Source organism: Peribacillus muralis (assembly GCF_001439925.1).
GTDB classification, from domain to species: Bacteria; Bacillota; Bacilli; order Bacillales; family DSM-1321; genus Peribacillus; species Peribacillus muralis.
On the sequence record NZ_LMBV01000006.1, the window covers coordinates 201,114 to 222,077 of the forward strand.

The window sequence follows — 20,964 nt, forward strand, 5'->3', positions numbered from 1 at the left end:
GGTGGCCCAATTGATATGTTTGGGCCATCTCTATTTTTATGCTGAAATCCAAGCTGTATCTGCAGGATTCTCGCGCCACTTTTTAAGCTTTTCCAATTCTTCTGCCGTGATGTAGCCTTTTTCATTAGCGACCTTGATCAAAGTCGAGTAGTCACTCAAGGAATGATTAGTGATGCCTTCAGCACTGAACTTTTCTTTTCCCTTTTCCAATTCGTACGTAAAGATCGAAACGACTCCAAGAACTTCACATCCAGCTTCTTTAAGCGCGTTAACAGCCGTAATTACACTGCCGCCGGTTGAAATTAAATCTTCCACAACCACCACTTTTTGTCCCGCAACGGCTCTGCCTTCAATTTGATTGCCCTTTCCATGCTCCTTCGCTTTAGAGCGAACATAGCACATCGGAGCGTTTAATTTGTCGCTCACCCAGGCTGCATGCGGAATGCCTGCAGTAGCGGTGCCTGCAATCAGCTCGGCTTCAGGGTAATGCCGCTCAATCAATTCCTTCAAGCCTTCCGCGATTACCGTGCGTACCTTCGGGTAAGAAAGGGTTAAGCGGTTGTCGCAATAAATAGGTGATTGAATTCCTGATGCCCAAGTGAATGGATCATTTGGCTGCAGGTACACTGCTTTTATTTCCAATAGATGTTCGGCTATCGCTTCGTTTAACATGATATTCCCTCCCAAGCTGCTTTCATATCCAAATACGCCTTCAATGGATCCTTCGCCCCCGTTATCGCTCTCCCTACAACGATGGCATCCGCTCCAAAGCCCCTTGCCTGTTCAGGCGTAGCAATTCTCTTTTGATCATGCGTCTGTCCGCCTGCACTTCTGATTCCAGGAGTAACCGTCAAGAATTCTTGGCCGATGCGTTCATGTATGTTCATTACCTCATGAGTGGAACAAACAACGCCATCCAATCCTGCCTGTTGAGTAAGACTTGCATAATGGAGGACCGCATCCTCCAGAGATCCTGCAATGTTCTGTTCACTGTTCATTTGTTCCTGTGACGTGCTTGTCAGTTGGGTAACTCCGATGCATAACGGACGTTTTTTCCCTGCAGGCGTTCCCTTATCCAAGCCCTCTATTGCCGCCTCCATCATCCTTTGACCACCAGCTACATGTACATTGACCATGTCCGCACCTAAAGTGGCCAAACCTGCCATAGCCATTTTGACCGTGTTCGGAATGTCGTGAAGCTTCAAGTCCAAAAACACATCATGGCCCTGTTCTTTAACGAAAGAGATAATCGATGGGCCATTTTGATAAAATAGCTCCATCCCTACTTTCAGTGCCAGTTTTTCCGAGGGGAACCGATGCAGAAATTGTTCTGTTTGGATCAGATCAGGAAAATCAAGGGCGATAATTAGCGACTGCTTCATTCTGCTTCCAGCTCCTTCCGGTACATTCTGAAATGTGATCAAAACCAAGCTCATCCAACAATTTCGGTAATTCCTCAATGATTGTTGGGCATACAAATGGATCGACGAAGTTGGCAGTTCCGACTGCAACAGCACTTGCACCTGCATAGAAAAATTCAATGACGTCTTCTGCTGTCGCGATTCCGCCCATGCCGATTATCGGAATGGAAACTTGCTGGCTTACCTCATAAATCATCCGAAGTGCGACTGGTTTTATAGCAGGACCCGATAGCCCGCCCGTTCTGTTCGAAAGGATTGGCCTAGCCGTTTTTAAATCCAAGCGCATACCGACTAATGTATTGATCATTGTCAATCCATCGGCCCCGCCTTCTTCGACTGCTTTGGCCATTTCGACAATATTACTGACATTCGGTGAAAGCTTGACATAAACAGGCACCGAGGATACTTCCTTAACGGCTTTGGTTACCTCTTTGGCAACTTCCGGCACAGTACCGAAAGCAATTCCGCCTTCTTTTACATTCGGACAGGAGATATTCAATTCAAGTGCTTTGACATTTCCAACCATGCTTATTTCACGGGCGACCTTTACATAGTCGGCGATTTGTGACCCGGCAACGTTAGCGATGATCGGGACATCATATGTGCCTAACCAATCCAGTTCTTCACTGATGACCTTTTCTAAACCCGGATTTTGCAAACCGATAGCATTCAGCATTCCCGACGAGGTTTCCGCTACACGCGGGGTCGGATTCCCGAACCTCGGCTCTGGTGTTGTCGCTTTTATCATGATTGCCCCAAGAACGTCCAAGTCGAAAAACTGGCTGTATTCGCGGCCAAAACCAAAGCAGCCGGAGGCTGGCATGATCGGATTTTTCAAATGCAAGCCTGGTAACTCAACTGAAAGTCTGCTCATAGTACCACCTCTCCTGCCCGGAATACCGGTCCATCACTGCATACCTTTTTATAACTAAATCCAGTTGGATCATCTCCTGTATGACACACACAGGCAAAGCAGGCGCCGATGCCGCAGCCCATCCTTTCCTCAAGGGACAGGTAAAGCTTTTTCTGACGATAGCCCGCTTCCAACGCTTTGAGCATTGGCGTCGGTCCGCATGAAAAGATCGTAGCAAATTCCTGCTCCAAGTTGTCGATCACCGTCGTAACAAATCCTGCTGTCCCATATGAACCATCCACAGTGGCAATATACGTATCACCTAATTCACTAAACTCTTCTTCGTAAAAGATGGCTGACTTCGTCTGGAAGCCCAATACATGGATGACCCTAACGCCGTTCGCGACCAACATCTGCGATAGTTGATACAGGGGCGGGACACCTATCCCCCCACCAACCAATAACGCCGTTTCTCCCTCTTTTGCTTCATGTACGGGAAATCCATTGCCAAGAGGACCTAGGATATCGACCGCTTCAGCCTCTCTACGCTGTGATAGCAGAGTCGTTCCTTTTCCTTCAGCCCGGTATATCATCGTGAACCGTTTTTCACTGCTGTCATAAGAAGAAATGGAAATCGGGCGTCGTAACAATGGCTCAACACCTTCTGTTGTCTTGACTTGAACAAACTGGCCCGGCTGGTTCATTTCGGTAACCAATTCACCTTGCAGGGTAAGTTCAAAGATGGAAGGGGCCAGTTCTTTATGTGCTACAACCTTCATTCTTTCCTTCTTGATCATATATAGCTCACCTCACGACTTTTTTCCATTTTCCCCATCGCTTCAGCCGAGAAGGTCATCGACTCTATCACTCTTAAAATCGCTTCGGCCGTATCGAGTGACGTTAAGCATGTCACGCCATTTTCAACCGATTCACGGCGAATCCTGAATCCATCACGCGCAGGCTGCTTTCCTTTTGTCAAAGTATTAATGACGAATTGCGCTTCCCCATTTCTGATGACATCGAGTAGGTTCCTGCCTTCTTCACCGATTTTACCTACAATAGCAGTCGGGATGCCTGATTGCTCCAATAGGGCTGCAGTTCCGCTTGTGGCGATTAACTTGAAGCCGATATTATGGAAGCGTCTTGCTAAAACGAGTGCTTCTTGCTTATCTTTATCCGATATCGTCAATAAAACCGAGCCATGACCCTGAATTTTGAAGCCGGAAGCGACGAGCCCTTTATATAAAGCTTTCTCAAGGGTGCTATCTTTCCCCATTACTTCACCGGTCGATTTCATTTCAGGTCCGAGTGAAATGTCTACACCTCTTAATTTAGCAAAGGAGAAGACCGGCACTTTCACATAAACCCCAGATTGTTCCGGCACTAACCCGGATTGGTACCCTTGGCTTTCAAGCGAGTGTCCTAGAATCACCTTCGTGGCTAAGTTAGCCATCGGCACATTCGTAATTTTGCTTAGGAACGGAACGGTTCTGCTTGAACGCGGATTCACTTCAATGACATATACCTCTTCGTTGCTGATGACATATTGAATGTTCAAGAGACCAATTATATTCAAGCCTTTTGCTAGTCTTGTCGTATAGTCGATGATCACTTCTTTTTGTTTTTCCGTTAAATTTTGCGGCGGATAGACGGCAATCGAATCACCGGAATGGACGCCAGCCCGTTCGATATGCTCCATGATCCCTGGGATTACGACTGTTTTCCCATCGGATATCCCATCGACTTCAACTTCCTTACCCGTCAAGTAGCGGTCTATCAACACAGGATGATCCGGGTTGATTTTCACGGCATTTGTCATGTAATGCAGCAATTCATCTTGTTTGTAGACGATTTCCATCGCTCTTCCACCGAGAACATACGATGGCCTTACTAAAACCGGATAACCAATATCTTCAGCAATGACAATCGCTTCATCAACAGATGTAGCGGTTTTACCCTTCGGCTGCGGTATGCCTAAATCCTTAAGCGCTTTTTCGAATTTATTGCGATTCTCCGCCCTATCCAAGTCTTCAAGTGAAGTCCCAAGGATTTTCACACCTCTTTCGACGAGTCCATCTGCAAGGTTTATCGCAGTCTGTCCGCCAAACTGGACAATGACTCCTTCCGGTTTTTCCAGATCGATGACATGCATGACATCTTCTAGTGTCAACGGTTCGAAATAAAGCTTGTCGGAGATACTGAAATCCGTCGAAACTGTTTCAGGATTATTGTTGATGATGATTGCCTCATATCCAGCTTCTTTGATAGCCCAGACCGAATGTACGGTCGCATAATCGAATTCTACCCCTTGCCCAATCCGAATCGGGCCAGACCCCAGTACAATGACACTTTTCTTATCGGTGACGATCGATTCATTTTCATCTTCATATGTTCCATAAAAATACGGTGTTTCCGATTCGAATTCCGCCGCACAAGTATCGACCATTTTGTAAACAGGGATGATTCCTTCTTGCTTCCGATATTCATAGACTTCGATTTCAGGGACGTTCCATATTTCTGCAATCGTTTTGTCAGAAAAGCCAAGTTCTTTAGCTTTTTGCAGCACTTCACTATTAAAGGAATGTTCCAGTAGTTCCTTTTCAAAGTCGATGATTTTTTTCAACTTATGCAGGAAGAATAGATCGATTTGGCTCCATTCATGAATGGTTTCGATCGTTTTTCCCCTTCTTAAAGCTTCGCCGATATAGAATAACCGCTCATCTCCCGCTTTGCGGATCCGTTTCTCTATTTTTTCATCCTCGAATTCGTCATTCAATTCAAGATGGTATATGCCGGCTTCAAGGGAACGTACTGCTTTTAGGATCGATTCTTCAAAGGTACGGCCAATTGCCATGACTTCTCCCGTCGCCTTCATTTGGGTACCAAGCCTGCGGTTCGCGCTTTCGAACTTATCGAAAGGCCAGCGTGGGATCTTCGTAACGACATAGTCCAGTGCCGGTTCGAAGCTTGCGTAAGTTTTGCCTGTGACCGGGTTCATCATTTCATCAAGCGTCAAGCCAACCGCTATCTTGGCTGCAAGCTTTGCAATCGGATATCCAGTTGCCTTTGAAGCAAGTGCTGACGAACGACTCACCCTTGGGTTCACTTCAATGACGTAATATTGATAGCTGTTTGGATCCAAGGCAAGCTGAACATTGCATCCTCCTTCAATTTTCAAGGCACGGATGATTTTCAAGGATGTATTTCTAAGCATTTGATACTCTCTGTCACTTAATGTTTGGCTTGGTGCCGCAACGATTGAATCTCCTGTATGGACGCCGACCGGGTCGAAGTTTTCCATATTACAAACGACGATTGCGTTATCTTTGGAATCACGCATCACTTCATATTCCACTTCTTTAAAACCGGCGATGCTCTTCTCAAGCAGACATTGGTGAACGGGACTGCTTTTCAGGCCGCCTTCAACTATTTCTATGAGTTGTTCTTCATTATCGCAAATCCCTCCGCCTGTTCCGCCTAGCGTGAAGGCAGGACGTACGATGACCGGATAGCCGACTCGTTCCACGAATGTATAAGCCTCTTCCAAGTTATGAATGATGTCGCTGTCGGGAACAGGCTCCCCAAGATCGTTCATAAGAGTACGGAAAAGATCTCTGTCCTCCGCTTGCTGGATGGCGGAAAGTTTCGTCCCAAGAATCTGGACATTGCATTCTTCGAGAATTCCAGCCTCGGCCAATTCAACAGCCATGTTCAAGCCAGTTTGTCCTCCCAATGTAGGTAACAGCGCATCTGGACGCTCTTTACGAATGATTTTGCTGACAAATTCCAAAGTGATCGGTTCAATATACACCGCATCAGCCATTTCACTGTCTGTCATGATTGTAGCAGGGTTAGAGTTGATCAGGATTACTCGATAGCCTTCTTCTTTTAAGGCGATACATGCTTGAGTTCCTGCGTAATCGAACTCGGCAGCCTGTCCGATGATGATCGGACCGGAACCAATTACTAGGATGCTTTTTATATCATTGCGTTTTGGCATGTTTCTTCCCCCTTGGTAGTTGCAGTTTCAATCATTTGTAAAAATTCGTTGAATAAATAGTTGGCGTCTTCCGGACCTGGTGATGCCTCCGGGTGATATTGTACGGTGAATGCTGGGTAATCTTTATGGCGCAGTCCTTCAATCGTACCGTCATTCAATGCTGTATGTGTCACAATAATTTCCGTCTGTTCGATGGAAAGTGCTTCGACCGTATAACCATGATTTTGAGAAGTGATGGATACCTTCCCGGTGCGAAGGTCCTTTACTGGATGGTTAGAACCGCGATGGCCAAATTTTAACTTTTCCGTATCAGCTCCGTTTGCAAGCGCGAATAATTGATGTCCTAAACAGATGCCGAACAATGGAACTTTCGTTTGGACTGTACGGATCATTACAAGCGTTTCAGGAACACTTTTCGGATCTCCAGGCCCATTGGAAAGCATCACACCATCCGGATGGTATTGCATCACTTCCTCTGCGGTGACGTTATAAGGTACGACCACGACATCACAGCCGCGCTTCGTCAGCTCACGCAAAATCCCATGCTTCATGCCATAGTCAACAAGAACGACGCGGGGGCCTCTGCCTGGACTTGAATAGGGTGCTTTCGTTGAAACCTGCTTCACCTGGTTTGTTGGGATCACCTTTGCTTTCAACTGCGATATAACCTCTTCGGCATCTTTGTTGATATTACAGATTGCACCTTTAAGGGCACCTGATTTTCTAATGATCTTTGTCAGCTTCCTCGTATCGATTCCACTTATTCCAGGTATGTTCTTCATTTTCAAATATTCATCAAGTGATAATTGATTGCGCCAGTTGGACGGAAGGTCTGCCGTTTCTTTAACGACAAAACCTGCTATCGCTGGATTTATCGATTCAAAGTCATCCCGGTTAATTCCGTAGTTTCCAATTAGGGGATACGTTAGTGTGACGATTTGTCCGCAATAAGATGGATCGGATAGAATTTCCTGATATCCGGTCATCCCCGTATTAAAAACGACCTCACCCATTTTTTCTACGTCCCCACCAAATGCTTCCCCAATGAAAACCGTTCCGTCTTCTAAAATAAGCTGTCTTTTCATCGTTGAACACGTCCTTTTTCCCATACTATTTTACCTTCTGCAATCGTCATGACCGGCCAGCCATAGCATTTCTTTGCATTGAAAGGTGTATTTTTCCCTTTTGATGCAAACTCTTCTTTATTAATTTCCCTTTCCGTTTCCAAATCGATGAGCACGATATCGGCAGTTGCACCTTCCTTTAGCTCTCCATATGGAAGGGAGAAGCTTTCCGATGGTTTGATCGTCAGGAAATCGACCAATTGCTTTATTGTCAAGACTTCTTTCTTGACCAATTCGGTATAAAGGAGTGGAAAGGCTGTTTCCAAACCTACTATTCCAAAAGGAGCCAGCTGCATTCCTTGAGCCTTTTCCTCTTCTGTATGCGGTGCATGATCCGTTGCAATGAAATCGATGGTCCCATCAAGCAGCCCTTCAATTAACGCGTCCCGATCTTCACGTCCCCTTAATGGAGGGTTCATTTTATAATTCGTATCAAGCCCCGGTATATCATCTTCACATAATAATAAGTGATGCGGCGTAACCTCGGCTGTGACCCGGATACCCGCACGTTTCGCATCGCGTACGGCTCTAACTGATTCCTTTGTCGATATGTGGCAAACATGATAATGGCAGTCGGCCGCTTCCGCAAGGAGGATATCGCGGGCAATATGTACAGCTTCGCACACGGACGGAATTCCATTGATCGCCTGCTCTTTGGAAAATCTTCCTTCATGGACGGAACCTTTATTGATTAAGCTATTATCTTCGCAATGAGCAACTATCGCCATATTTTGAGCGGATGCCCTTTTCATCGCTTCCAGCATCATACCCGCTTCTTGAACCCCTACGCCATCGTCCGTAAAAGCGAATGCACCTGTTTGTTTCAAAGCTGAAAAGTCTGTCAGTTCTTTGCCCGCTTCCCTGATCGTGATGGACGCATAAGGAAGGACCCGAACATGTGCCGTTTCTTCGATTTTCTTGTTTAGCGCTTCAAGGTTTTCCACTGTATCGGGAACTGGTCTTGTATTGGGCATCGCCGCAACCGTCGTGAACCCGCCCCTTGCTGCTGCAAGCGTGCCGCTTTCGATCGTTTCCTTATGTTCACCGCCCGGCTCACGTAAGTGGACATGAAGGTCAACGAACCCTGCTGTAATAAGCAAACCTTTTGCATCGACTACCGTGCAATTTTCCGTTGCCAAGTCCTCACCGATTTTCGTGATGACCGTTCCTTCCATTTCGATGTCCGCTTTTTTGAATGAATTTTGATTATCTAGCAATACTCCATTTTTGATGACAGTTTTCATGGTTCATTCCCCCTTCAGATTGTTCAAGCACATTTTTCAATACAGCCATTCTAATGAATACGCCATTTTCCATTTGTTTGAATATTCTTGAGCGGCTACATTCGACTAAATCACTGTCGATTTCAACTCCGCGATTTATTGGAGCAGGATGCATGATGATTGCGTCCTTTTTCATATTTTTTTCGCGTTGTTTTGTCAGACCAAAACCTTCTAGATAATTTCCAGTTGCATGATCGTATTTTTCACTATGTCTTTCATGCTGGATTCTAAGCAGCATGACCACATCCGATGTCGCTGTCGCTTGATCGATGTCCTCATAACTTCCCAAGCTGCCGGTTTTGTCAAACCACTCAGGCGGACCTGAAAATACGACTTCGGCTCCTAAACGCGTTAATGCTTCTGCATTGGATTTGGCAACCCGGCTATGCCTCACATCGCCGATTATCGCAATCTTCAGACCTTTGAAACTTCCAAACTCTTGTTTTATCGTCAATAAGTCCAGTAAGGATTGGGTTGGATGATTACCGCAGCCATCTCCAGCATTGATTATCGGGATCGTGACATTTCCTTTCAATTCGTCAAAATAATTATCCTGCTCATGTCGGATGATCAAGGCATTGACACCTATTGCTTCAAGCGTTTTAACTGTGTCATATAAGGTTTCGCCTTTTAATACGGATGATGTACCAGCATCAAAAGGAATGACCTCCAGCCCTAGTTTTCTTTCAGCCATTTCAAAGCTTGATTTTGTTCGTGTACTTGGTTCAAAGAATAGATTGGCAACAGTGGTAAACTGTTTAGGATTCCAGCTTGATCCGTTGGCAAATCCTTCAGCTTCATGCAGAATGCTTTCAATTTCGGTTACGTTCAATTCATTCATCGTCAATAATCTTTTCATTGATCCTGCTCCTTTCACAATCGTGATGCGGGGGATAAAAAAACACCCCGCCTTTTAAGGACAGGGTGTAGGTTATAAAGATATGTGAGTACAGGGACTTGCGTCTTGCCTTTGCCCCGATCTCATTCATCTTTACAGCAACACCCTTTTAAGCCTCTCTGGACTTCTTTTAAAAGGTGATTTATTTTATTCAGTTCTTATTTCCCAAAAATATCCTCTGAGATTCTTTCCCGTTCAGGTAAAATCTGGTTAAGTAAGATTCCGACAATTGCTGAAAGTGCCATGCCGGAAAGCGATATCGTTTCCGATAGTTGCACGAACGCTCCCCCGATCCCTAACACGAGAATGACTGAAGCGATCATCAAATTTCTTTTTTTGTCGAAATCAACTTTATTATCGATCAGCATCCTCAATCCACTTGAGGCGATGATCCCGAAGAGAAGGATTGAAATACCGCCCATCACCGCTGTAGGAATTGAACTGATGACGGCTGAGATCTTACCGTTAAAGCCAAAGATGATGGCAGTCAGTGCTGCCCCGCCGATGATATATACGCTATATGCCTTTGTCATCGTAAGGACCCCGATATTTTCACCATAAGATGTCAGCGGCGGCCCGCCGATGAAAGAGCCTATCATGATTCCTGCTCCATCCCCTAGGATCGAACGGTGCAAGCCTGGCTTTTCCAAGAAATTTCTGCCGACTACTTTGCTCAGTACCATCTGATGACCGATATGCTCGGATAAGGTGACGATGGCCACGGGTATCATGATGGCAATGACTTCCCATGAGAAGGTCGGAGTATAGGTGACATATGGCAACATGAAATCAGGCATTTCAAACCATTCGGCTTTCTTGATTGGTGAGTAATCGATGATTCCGGCAACGGCCGAACAGCCGTAGCCCACTATAATTCCCATCAAAATTGGAATCAAGTTAAGGAAGCCTTTAAAGAATACATTACTGATGATGGTTACCGCTAAAGTGATCAGCGCAATAATTATATACGTGACACTGTATTCTTTTTGTGGATTATACATGGCCATATTCACGGCCGTTCCGGCGAGGCTTAGCCCGATTACGATAATGACCGGTCCGACCACTACCGGAGGAAGCAAATTCATTAACCAGCGCAAGCCTACTTTTTGGATGATCAGGGCTACTATCCCATATATCAATCCTGCTGCGAAACAACCAATCATGGCTGCTTCTGGTCCTCCTAACGCCTTTGCCGCGATGATGGGCGTAATGAAGGCGAAGGATGAGCCAAGATAAGCAGGTATCTGACCCTTGGTTATCAACAGGTAGGATAGTGTTCCCAATCCGCTTGAAACCAGTGCCACCGCCGGGCTTAACCCGACCAAGAAAGGAACGAGCACCGTTGCGCCGAACATGGCGAACAAATGCTGGATGCTTAGTGTAATCCATTGACCAACCTTTGGCACGTCCTCAACATCAAGTACGATGTCCCTTTTTACTTCTTCCATATGTGTATCCTCCTCATGATGCATCAAAACGGCAAAAACCCTCTTTGTCTAGACAAAGAGGGCTTCACGGAAGGTGGCGCGCCCATAAATAGGCACTCATCTCCCGATTGACTCCCCTTTGCCAGCCTCTCTGGACTGTCTTTAAAAGGGTTCTATAAAATTTTCAGTTCATTACTTTTCTAGTATAGTGACTTGATCTATTTCATCTACTTCTGTCAACGTAACGGTTATTTTCTCGGATTGTGATGTCGGAACGTTTTTCCCGACGAAATCGGCACGTATCGGAAGCTCCCTATGACCTCGGTCAACTAATACGGCGAGTTGGATTTGCGAAGGTCTCCCCAAATCGACCAGAGCATCCATTGCCGCTCTGACCGTCCGTCCCGTGAAAAGAACATCATCAACCAAAATCACTTTCTTGTCGCTAATATTGACCGGAATGTCGGAACCTTTAACGACGGGATCGCCATCATTGGTTTTTTTCGAAAGATCATCGCGATATAATGTTATATCCAGTTCACCTAGCTCGATTTCCTTACCTTCTATTTGATTGATGCGTTTGGCCAGTCGATCAGCGAGGAAAATCCCGCGTGTACGAATCCCGATTAATACGCAATCTTCAATCCCCTTATTTTTCTCAATAATCTCATGGGCAATTCTCGTCAAGGCTCTTCCAATGGCCTGTTCATCAAGTACTATCGCTTTCTCATTCAACATTTCGGCCACCCCGGTTCCTTTTTTCCTGATCGGTTTCTTCAACAAAAAAATCCTCATGCCAAGAAGGCATGAGGATTTTTTCACGATATGGGTATGGTTATCCCCACTTCGAGTATCCGTTTCCTTCTCAGTCTCTCTGTACTGTGTTAAAGGTTCTTGTTAAGTTATTATCATAATATATCATAAAAACGAATTTGTCAATCCTTACTTCTGCGTAATTGATGAATTAACTGTTCAAACTCTTCAGGTATCGGAGCTTCGAATTCGATATACTCATTGGTACGAGGATGAATGAAACCTAGAAGGCCAGCGTGTAATGCTTGTCCGTCTAACTTCAAGGTCTTCTTCGGTCCATATTTAGGATCCCCCGCAAGCGGGAAGCCAATGTATTTCATGTGGACACGGATTTGATGGGTCCTTCCTGTTTCAAGTTGGCATTCCACTAAAGTGAAAGCATTGAAACGTTCGATAACACGGAAATGCGTAACAGCATTTTTGGAATTCGAGTCCGTCACGGTCATGCTTTGACGATCTTTTTTATCCCTGCCGATCGGTGCATCAATCGTTCCGAAATCATGGGGAATCACACCGTGGACAATTGCTTGATACTTCCTGGTAACCGTCTTGTCAACAAGCTGCTGGACAAGTTTTTCGTGTGCCATGTCGTTTTTGGCAACCATCAATAGACCAGATGTATCTTTATCAATGCGATGGACGATCCCAGGACGCATCACGCCGTTTATTCCAGAAAGATCTTTACAGTGAGCCATCAACCCATTTACCAGCGTGCCTGATACATGTCCAGGTGCTGGGTGGACGACCATTCCGCTCGGTTTATTGACCACGAGGACATCTGCATCTTCATAATAGATATCCAAATTCATTTCCTCTGCCACCGCATCCAATTCCTCAAGTTCGGGAATCGTCACTTCGATCGTATCGCCAGGAATTGATTTATAATTCGTTTTTATAGCCAGGCCATTTACTAATACATGGTCATCTTTAATCCATTGCTGGACTTGGGTACGCGACCATTCCTCGTTCAAAGTGGAAAGCGCCTTATCAATCCTGACACCTTTTAGTGTTTCATCGATGCTGTATAACCTTTTATCCATTATCTTTCTCCTTAGCGTTTTTTTCTTCTAAAAACATATGAATCACGAGCAGTCCGACACCGATTGAAAGCGAAGCATCGGCAACATTAAATACCGGAAAACTGTAGCTGAAAATATAGGTATGAACGAAATCCACTACTTCCTGGCGAGCAACACGATCGATGAAGTTACCGATCGCACCACCTAGCATGAGGCCAAGGGCCACTCCAAGCAAACGGCTTTGCTTTGCCATTTTCTGAATATAATAGACAAGTCCAATAATGACAGCGATGGTGATGATGTAGAAAAACCACATTTGTCCTTGTAGAATTCCCCATGCTGCCCCACGATTACGATGCGAGGTAATATATAGAAGGTTTTCAATAATTTCAATGCTTTCTCCGTACTCCATTTTTTTCACAATCATCCATTTTGTCAGCTGATCGAGAGCAATGACCAAAAGGGCAATTAAATAATAAAACACATTTTTTCCCCCAAACTAATCAAATCTTCACTTTTGAATTGTAGCATAAACTAGAAATAATGACTAATACGAAAAGTATAAAGGCATGGCAATATCTCGTTATAGGATGTGCCTTATTGGGACCCTGCAGATAAAGAACGACAAAATTGTAGACAAGGCATGGAGTTTGTCTACAATTTTGAAGGTTATCCTTAGACCGTTACAATCCACTGCGCTCCCTTATCCAGAGGCGGTCCGTGAGCCTCCTAGGCTTTCAGCCTGTGGGGTCTCACGTAGACGCGCATTCCCCACAGGAGTCTCGCACCTTTCGCTCCTTTCCACTTTGCGTGAACACTAGGGCGGTAAACTGAATGTCCACATTGGAGCATGTGAACTTAGAACGGTGCATTGCACTACAGTTGCTCCCTTTCCGTGGGCGGTTCGTGAGCTTCCTCGGCTTTTAGCCTGCGGGGTCTCACGTAGACGCGCATTTCCCCTCAGGAGTCTCGCACACCCGCTCCTTTCCACTGTGAGGTGAAAAAGAAAATAATATCTCTATAGCCCATAGTTTTATTGAGGATTACCTTCTTCAAAATCCAATGAAAAATCAAAAAGGTTTCGAAATGTGATCATTTCGAAACCTTTTTGTATACAAGCTAACCTGGCCCTTCATAAAGGCACCGGGATTCCTTTTGAAATTACTGGTTCACATAATGCTCTTTCACAACTGTTGCACAACGTGGGCAAAGTGTTGGGTGTTCTTCCACTTGACCTACTTGCTTGGAAACATTCCAGCAACGCTCACATGTTTCACCTTCTGCTTTTGTAACGGTAATCGCGATATCGTCAAGTTTAATCGCTTCAGCTGGCGCACTTGATACATCCCCGGCAAGTTCAAATTCGGATACGATGAATAGCTTTTCAAAGCTCTCCTTGATGCTATCAAGCAGGTTTTTCGTTTCTTCATTCACGTAAACCTTCACTTTTGCGTTCAGCGATTTTCCGATGATTTTCTGGTTACGCGCTTCTTCCAATGCTTTTAGCACGTTGTCACGGACGTTCATGAATGCCGTCCATTTTTCTTCAATGACTTGTGCATCATCAACGGAAATCTCTTCAGGCATCAATGTCAATTGCACACTTTCTTCGGTTACACCAGGAATGAACGCCCATACTTCATCTGCTGTATGCGAAAGGATTGGAGACACTAATTTCGTCAAGCTTACCAATGATTCGTATAGGACCGTTTGAATGGCCATACGTTCTTTGCCGTTTGGTGCTTCACAATATAAAATATCTTTCGCATAATCAAGATAAAACGAACTTAAATCCTGTGTACAGAAGTTATTGACCATATTATAAATTGTCGCAAACTCATAATTTTCATAACTTAATTTGGACTGAGTGATCAGCTTATTCAGTTTAACCAGCATATATCGATCGACTTCTGGTAATTCTTGCACTGCCACTTTATCGGTTTCCGGATTGAATCCATCCAAGTTCCCTAATAAGAAGCGGAATGTATTGCGGATTTTGCGATACACTTCCGAAACTTGTTTTAAGATAGGATCGGAAACCCTGACATCCGATTGATAATCGACAGAGGCAACCCAAAGGCGTAAAATATCTGCACCAAGCTGGTTCATGACCTTGGATGGAAGCACAACGTTCCCAATTGATTTACTCATTTTACGACCTTCGCCATCCAAAGCGAATCCGTGACTCAACACGCCTTTATATGGTGCTTTTCCTGTTACGGCAACACTTGTTGAAAGTGAAGAGTTAAACCAGCCGCGGTATTGATCGGAACCTTCTAAATAAAGATCGGCAGGACGCTGCAGGCCTTCTCTTTCTTCAAGCACAGCTTGATGAGATGAACCGGAGTCGAACCATACGTCCATGATATCCGTTTCTTTCGTGAAGATGCCATTCGGGCTGCCTTCATGAGTATACCCTTCAGGAAGTAAATCTTTTGCTTCCCGTTCGAACCAGATGTTTGAGCCATGTTCACGGAATAGGTTTGAAATATGTTCAATCGTTTCATCGGTAATGATCGGCTCGCCATCTTCTGCATAAATGACCGGAATAGGTACGCCCCATGCACGTTGACGGGAGATACACCAATCTCCACGGTCACGCACCATATTGAATAGTCGCGTTTCGCCCCATGCAGGAACCCATTTCGTTTCTTCAATGGCCTCCAGCAGTTCACTGCGGAAGTCTTTGATTGACGCGAACCATTGTGCCGTTGCGCGGAAGATCGTCGGTTTCTTCGTCCGCCAGTCATGTGGATAAGAGTGAGTGATGAACGTCAAGTTCAATAACGCGCCTGCTTCTGTCAATTTTTCAGTAATTGGTTTATTCGCTTGGTCATAGAATAATCCAGCAAATTCCCCAGCTTCTTCAGTCATGACTCCTTTTTCATCTACTGGACAAAGAACATCCAAGCCGTATTTTTGTCCGATGATAAAGTCATCTTCACCATGTCCTGGAGCAGTGTGAACACAGCCCGTTCCAGCTTCCGTTGTTACGTGCTCACCCAGCATCACTAAAGATTCGCGCTCATAAAGAGGATGTTTCGCAACAGCACGGTCCAACTCGCTCCCTTTTACGGTTTTTACAATGGACGGGTTATCCCAGCCTAGCGTTTCCGTAACTGACTCAAGAAGCGCTTCAGCAATTAAGAATTTTTCATTTTCGACAGCCACTACAACGTAATTAAATTGCGGATGCAAGGAGATACCAAGGTTAGCAGGAATCGTCCAAGGAGTTGTCGTCCAGATGATGATTTTTACACCTTCTTCGATGACACCTTTGCCATCCGTTACTTCAAAAGCAACATAAATCGATGCAGAACGTTTGTCCTGATATTCAATTTCGGCTTCCGCAAGGGCTGATTCACTGGAAGGAGACCAGTAAACAGGTTTTTTCCCTTTATAGATATAGCCTTTTTTCGCCATATCGCCGAAGACCTTGATTTGCTGAGCTTCATATTCAGGCTTTAATGTGATGTATGGGTTATCCCAATCTCCACGAACCCCAATCCTTTTGAACTGCTCACGCTGATTGTCAATCTGACCATAAGCATACTCTTCACAAAGCTTCCTGAATTCAGCCACGCTCATTTCTTTCCGCTTTACACCTTTTTTCGTTAATGCCGTTTCGATTGGAAGACCATGTGTATCCCAACCTGGAATATACGGTGCTTGAAAACCGCTCATCGATTTAAAGCGGACAATGAAATCCTTTAAAACCTTATTCATCGCATGACCCATATGGATATCACCGTTAGCGTATGGCGGTCCATCATGTAAGATGAATAAAGGGCGCCCTGCCGTTTGTTCTTGTACTTTTTTATAGATATCCATCTCTTTCCACTTATCTTGGATCTCCGGCTCACGTTTCGGCAAATTTCCACGCATTGGAAATTCAGTTTTTGGCATCAATAAGGTATCTTTATATTCCATTATAATTTCCTCCATCCGTCTTTACATATTCATTGGAACGTAAGACAGGTATACAGGCAAAATAAAAAGCCTTCTCATCCCTGATAAAGGGACGAGAAAGCTCTGCTTCCCGCGGTACCACCCTGGCTAGAAAGATTCACAAAGTGAATCCAACCTCTCGAGCATTCGTAACGTGAATGAAACGCATCGTCTACTTACTGCAAAAGCAGGTTCAACTCAGAACTCGAGGGTGATCTTCAATATCTTCGCTCATTCCAGGCTTTCACCATCCCCGGTCGCTATCAATAAGCATGTGAAGAATTTACTTTCCCTGTCATCGTCTACTGTCATCATGAATTGTATTGTTAAAAAATTATATGCGAAAAAAGTGTTGAAAGTCAAGGAATCGTTTAAATTTCCTCTTCCACTCTCTCATTTAATTCTATTTCAGTCGCATCCACTTCGTAATCAAGCAGATGGTCCCAATCATCATTGTCCAACAAATCAAGCTGTGCTCCGACAAGCATTTTGAAACGGGTCCGGAATACTTTGGATTGTTTTTTCAAATCTTCGATATCCATCGCTATTTTCCTTGCCTTCACAAGTGACTCATTGACGATACGGTCTGCATTTTTCTCTGCTTCCTTGATGATCAGCTTCGCTTCTTTTTGGGCATTCCGCCTTAATTCCTCGGCTGCTTCTTGTGCGACGATAATCGATTTATTAAGGGTACCCTCGATTGTCGTAAAATGTCCCAAACGATCATAAGTCTCATTCAGTTTATCTTCAATTTCTTTTTTCTCTCTCAAAATCAGTTCATAATCTTTAATGACCTGGTCGAGAAACTCATTAACTTCATCTTCATCATACCCTCGAAATACTTTATTGAATTCCTTGTTATGTATATCTATCGGGGTTAAGGGCATTACGGCACCTCCAGAACGGTTTCTACTCTAGTATATTAAAACTCTATATTCGACAATAAATGTATAAATCCTGCTTAATCTCGAATTATTTTTGTCTACCTACCGAGATTCTCCACTTATCCTTCTTGGTTTTTCCATCTATCGACATTATTTTACATCTGCCGAATCCCCTTATGGATAGCGTATCGCCTTCACGGCAATCTTCAGAGACATTTTCCGTTTGCTTGAAATTCAGCTTTACTTTACCTGACGTTATCAAGGCTTGCGTTTTTTGGCGGGACATATTCAGCACGGCAGAAAGGACACTATCTAGCCTTAAGGAACTGACTGTGGCTACTTGCTCTTCCCATTTATCTTGGCCTTGAATGATATTCCCGATTGGAAGCCGTTTGATGGCAACGGATGCTTTACCTATTTTTTCTAGGTTTTCGGTGAGATATGCATCCATCTCTTCGGCCGCAATAAATTGAGTATGCTCCTCCGTCACTATGATATCACCGAATTTTTCACGCTTTACCCCAAGTGACATCAAGGTTCCAAGTATTTGCCTATGTTCAAGCGTAACAAACTTTTTTGGATAGGAAATCTCGTATAAGGAGATATTGAAATCCGATGGTTCAGGAGAGTAATAATCAGGGTAAATGAGCACACGTTTTCGCTCAACGAAATCGCTCCCGCCATTGAATTGCAGTTTGGCCTCCGGATCGTTTCCTAATAAGGAAGATAGGATTTCCTGCTGACGCGGATCAAGAAAATCAGATAATTTCGGAGCGTAAGAATTTTTCACCTGATCGATCCAATTCATTGCCTGGTCGATGAAATCTTTTTCCTCCGGCCTGAAATGCTGATAAATACTCATGATTGTAAAATGCTCCTTAGTTATCGAGTTAATGGTCGGTCGGGCTTAAACTTTCTATATTCCTTCGTAGCCACTACACAGCGGAGAACCATCCGGCTGTGTAGCACACTGTTTTGGTACATGTGTTTAACCTACCAGCGTTTGAAGGTAATGAACACCATAACCGCTGGCGAAGTTAAGCACAAGCAGGGCCACAAGCGGTGATAGATCGATCATTCCAAGCGGTGGTATGAACTTTCTGAAAGGCTCCAAATATGGCTCGCAAATCTTTTCCAGGAATTGGCCAATTGATGTCTCTCTTGCATTTGGAAACCATGACATCAATATGTATACGATTAATGCCATTGAATAAATTTCAATTAAATAAGATAAACCTTGAAGCACTAAACCCATTAATCATTACCACCTCGCTTCTTCATACGCCTCATCGACGGCGAAGCCGGTAATATTACCAGAAACATCGACGTTGTCAGGGGTACATAAGAATATATCTGTACCAATTTTTTGGATATCCCCGCTAATTGCATATACAGTCCCACTTAGAAAATCGATGATTCGCTTTCCTTGATCATGCTGAATCCGTTGAAGGTTCACGACAACCGCGCGCCGATTCTTAAGATGGTCGGCTACCTCCTGGGCTTCTGCATAAGCACGAGGCTCCAATAATACTACTTTAGAAGATTTTTGGACGCTTTGCAAACTTACGATATTCTGATTAGCATTATTCGCTGCAGAAGCTGGCTGATGCTGCTGCTTTGCTGACTTCACGGTTTTTCGTTCAGCTTCATCTTCTTCCATCACTTCATCCTTGTACTCATACTCATCATCCAGTGCGAAATAAGATTTAAATTTTGATACGAATGACATCTTTAGCGTACCTCCTTAAAATTATTCGCCTACAAGTGCTGTACCAATCCTAATCATTGTAGCGCCTTCCTCGATGGCAATCATGAAATCATTGGACATCCCCATGGACAATTCCGTGCACGGCGAATGGGTAAACCCGGCATCTTGAATCTTCAGCTGGAGGTTTTTCAGTTTCCGGAAGCACTGACGCAATACTTGTTCATCATCCGTCAAAGGAGCCATCGTCATCAATCCTGCAACCTTCACCTTATCAAAATCGCCTAACGCTTTTATGAAGCTCATTGCTGCCTCAGGGTCCAGGCCATGTTTAGATTCCTCACCCGAAACATTCACCTGCACTAAACAGTTTATCGGCTCATTTGCTCGTTTTTGAATTTCTTCTGCCAAAGAAACGCGATCCAATGAATGGATATAGGTGACTTTATCGATGACATTCTTTACTTTTCGTGTCTGCAAGGAGCCAATATAATGCCAGTTCGGCTTGTCCTTCAGTACCTCATACTTATTCAGAAGCCCTTCATCACGGTTTTCACCTAAATCGCTGATTCCAGCTTCCAAGGCTTCCTTTGCCCTCTCGACCGAAACATATTTCGTCACGGCGATCAACTTTATATCTTCACGGCGCCTGCCGCTATTTTCACATGCTATGTTTATCTTTTCTTCGATGTTTTTTAAATTTTCCACTACTTTCACTATTACCCTAAATCCTCCTTCCAACCGATAAAACTCATTAACCTTCCTGTTTTCCCCTTATCACGTCGATGTGAAAAAAACAAGTCAGAATCGCAGCTTGTGCAGTACGATGTAATGTCGATTTGACTTCTTGGAATTCCTGATTTTTGAAGAATCAATGCATTGAGTCGCTTAAGATCTAGCTGATATTGTCCTTCACTGATTAAATTATATGGCTTTTCGTCATTATCTTCCAGCAAATTCTGCACTAAATCTATGACTTTGTCATCAACAACATAGCAATTCGAGCAAATGGATGGCCCTATTACTGCAAATATCTCCGTTTCCTTTATACCCTCACTTTGCCATGCCTCAATCATTTTTCGGCCAATTCCATTAACGCTACCCTTCCAGCCAGCGTGTGCCACCCCGATCATACCATGTGCCGGAGCCAGAAAGTATAAGGGCACGCAGTCCGCATAGCACATTGTCAAAAGCATATTGCGATCCTTCGTATAAAATCCGTCCGTGGCTTTGAAGGCCGAACTATAATCCGTCGCGCCTCTGCCGCCATCGGGGCTGGTCACTTTCAAGATTTGCGTTTCATGCGTCTGCTCCGCCCCTACCCAGCCATCAAGCGGGAATTGCAACTTTCCTGCCAGGATCCTGCGATTTTCCTGGACATCTTGAAGTCGATCACCAACATGAAACCCGGTATTCAATGATTGAAAATCCCCTGAACTGACTCCATCATTTTTTGTGGTGAAGCCCGCTACGAGCTGGAGATTTTGCTTTCTCCAGCTGTCAATGAACATATATTGATCATCTAGTAAAACAAATGGCTCTTTCATGCTTTTAACCTCTTCATTTTTAGTCTAGTGTATCATATATTC

Annotated in this window: 19 protein-coding genes; all 19 read right to left on the bottom strand. The window is 44.3% G+C overall.

The genetic code is table 11. The features are described 5' to 3' along the window. Positions 1-36: 36 nt before the first annotated feature. Positions 37-672: an orotate phosphoribosyltransferase gene (pyrE, locus tag ASU00_RS10790; protein WP_057913468.1), complete on the bottom strand. Its 636-nt coding sequence runs from the start codon at positions 670-672 to the stop codon at positions 37-39. Then, positions 666-1,382, bottom strand: a complete 717-nt coding sequence (gene pyrF / locus ASU00_RS10795) for an orotidine-5'-phosphate decarboxylase (RefSeq protein WP_057913469.1) — start codon at positions 1,380-1,382, stop codon at positions 666-668. Before pyrF ends, pyrE begins: the two co-directional genes overlap by 7 nt. Beyond that, positions 1,354-2,295: a dihydroorotate dehydrogenase gene (locus ASU00_RS10800; protein WP_057913470.1), complete on the bottom strand. Its 942-nt coding sequence runs from the start codon at positions 2,293-2,295 to the stop codon at positions 1,354-1,356. Before ASU00_RS10800 ends, pyrF begins: the two co-directional genes overlap by 29 nt. Next, complete coding sequence (locus ASU00_RS10805; RefSeq protein WP_057913471.1) at positions 2,292-3,071, bottom strand: dihydroorotate dehydrogenase electron transfer subunit; 780 nt, start codon at positions 3,069-3,071, stop codon at positions 2,292-2,294. Before ASU00_RS10805 ends, ASU00_RS10800 begins: the two co-directional genes overlap by 4 nt. Then, on the bottom strand, positions 3,068-6,274 hold the full coding sequence (gene carB, locus ASU00_RS10810) for a carbamoyl-phosphate synthase large subunit (RefSeq protein WP_057913472.1): 3,207 nt from the start codon (positions 6,272-6,274) through the stop codon (positions 3,068-3,070). The genes ASU00_RS10805 and carB overlap by 4 nt, the downstream gene beginning before the upstream one ends. Continuing rightward, a complete protein-coding gene (locus ASU00_RS10815; protein WP_057913514.1) occupies positions 6,253-7,359 on the bottom strand; it encodes a carbamoyl phosphate synthase small subunit in 1,107 nt (368 codons plus the stop codon). Before ASU00_RS10815 ends, carB begins: the two co-directional genes overlap by 22 nt. Further along, positions 7,356-8,642: a dihydroorotase gene (locus ASU00_RS10820; RefSeq protein WP_057913473.1), complete on the bottom strand. Its 1,287-nt coding sequence runs from the start codon at positions 8,640-8,642 to the stop codon at positions 7,356-7,358. Before ASU00_RS10820 ends, ASU00_RS10815 begins: the two co-directional genes overlap by 4 nt. Beyond that, positions 8,605-9,540, bottom strand: a complete 936-nt coding sequence (locus ASU00_RS10825; protein WP_057913474.1) for an aspartate carbamoyltransferase catalytic subunit — start codon at positions 9,538-9,540, stop codon at positions 8,605-8,607. Before ASU00_RS10825 ends, ASU00_RS10820 begins: the two co-directional genes overlap by 38 nt. Before the next feature lie 197 nt (positions 9,541-9,737). Beyond that, positions 9,738-11,027: a solute carrier family 23 protein gene (locus tag ASU00_RS10830; RefSeq protein ID WP_057913475.1), complete on the bottom strand. Its 1,290-nt coding sequence runs from the start codon at positions 11,025-11,027 to the stop codon at positions 9,738-9,740. 171 nt (positions 11,028-11,198) lie between these two features. Continuing rightward, positions 11,199-11,744: a bifunctional pyr operon transcriptional regulator/uracil phosphoribosyltransferase PyrR gene (pyrR, locus tag ASU00_RS10835; RefSeq protein WP_057913515.1), complete on the bottom strand. Its 546-nt coding sequence runs from the start codon at positions 11,742-11,744 to the stop codon at positions 11,199-11,201. Positions 11,745-11,941: 197 nt separating this feature from the next. Next, on the bottom strand, positions 11,942-12,859 hold the full coding sequence (locus ASU00_RS10840) for an RluA family pseudouridine synthase (RefSeq protein ID WP_057913476.1): 918 nt from the start codon (positions 12,857-12,859) through the stop codon (positions 11,942-11,944). Continuing rightward, a complete protein-coding gene (lspA, locus tag ASU00_RS10845) occupies positions 12,852-13,322 on the bottom strand; it encodes a signal peptidase II (RefSeq protein ID WP_057913477.1) in 471 nt (156 codons plus the stop codon). The genes ASU00_RS10840 and lspA overlap by 8 nt, the downstream gene beginning before the upstream one ends. 677 nt (positions 13,323-13,999) lie before the next feature. Beyond that, the gene (gene ileS, locus ASU00_RS10850) at positions 14,000-16,768 is read right to left on the bottom strand and encodes an isoleucine--tRNA ligase (protein ID WP_057913478.1); all 2,769 of its coding nucleotides are present in this window, start codon (positions 16,766-16,768) and stop codon (positions 14,000-14,002) included. Between the two features lie 389 nt (positions 16,769-17,157). Beyond that, positions 17,158-17,673, bottom strand: coding sequence for a DivIVA domain-containing protein (locus tag ASU00_RS10855; protein WP_057913479.1), 516 nt, complete (start codon positions 17,671-17,673; stop codon positions 17,158-17,160). Between the two features lie 85 nt (positions 17,674-17,758). Then, positions 17,759-18,532 carry a YlmH family RNA-binding protein gene (locus ASU00_RS10860; protein WP_057913480.1) on the bottom strand — a complete coding sequence of 258 codons (774 nt, stop codon included), beginning with the start codon at positions 18,530-18,532 and terminating at the stop codon, positions 17,759-17,761. 126 nt (positions 18,533-18,658) lie between these two features. Continuing rightward, entirely contained in the window at positions 18,659-18,925 is a 267-nt protein-coding gene (locus ASU00_RS10865; RefSeq protein WP_057913481.1) for a YggT family protein, read from the bottom strand. A 6-nt stretch (positions 18,926-18,931) separates the two neighbouring features. Beyond that, positions 18,932-19,399, bottom strand: coding sequence for a cell division protein SepF (locus tag ASU00_RS10870; protein WP_057913482.1), 468 nt, complete (start codon positions 19,397-19,399; stop codon positions 18,932-18,934). Positions 19,400-19,420: 21 nt separating this feature from the next. Continuing rightward, on the bottom strand, positions 19,421-20,092 hold the full coding sequence (locus ASU00_RS10875) for a YggS family pyridoxal phosphate-dependent enzyme (protein ID WP_057913483.1): 672 nt from the start codon (positions 20,090-20,092) through the stop codon (positions 19,421-19,423). Positions 20,093-20,094: 2 nt separating this feature from the next. Next, positions 20,095-20,922, bottom strand: a complete 828-nt coding sequence (gene pgeF / locus ASU00_RS10880) for a peptidoglycan editing factor PgeF (RefSeq protein ID WP_057913484.1) — start codon at positions 20,920-20,922, stop codon at positions 20,095-20,097. Positions 20,923-20,964: the final 42 nt, after the last annotated feature.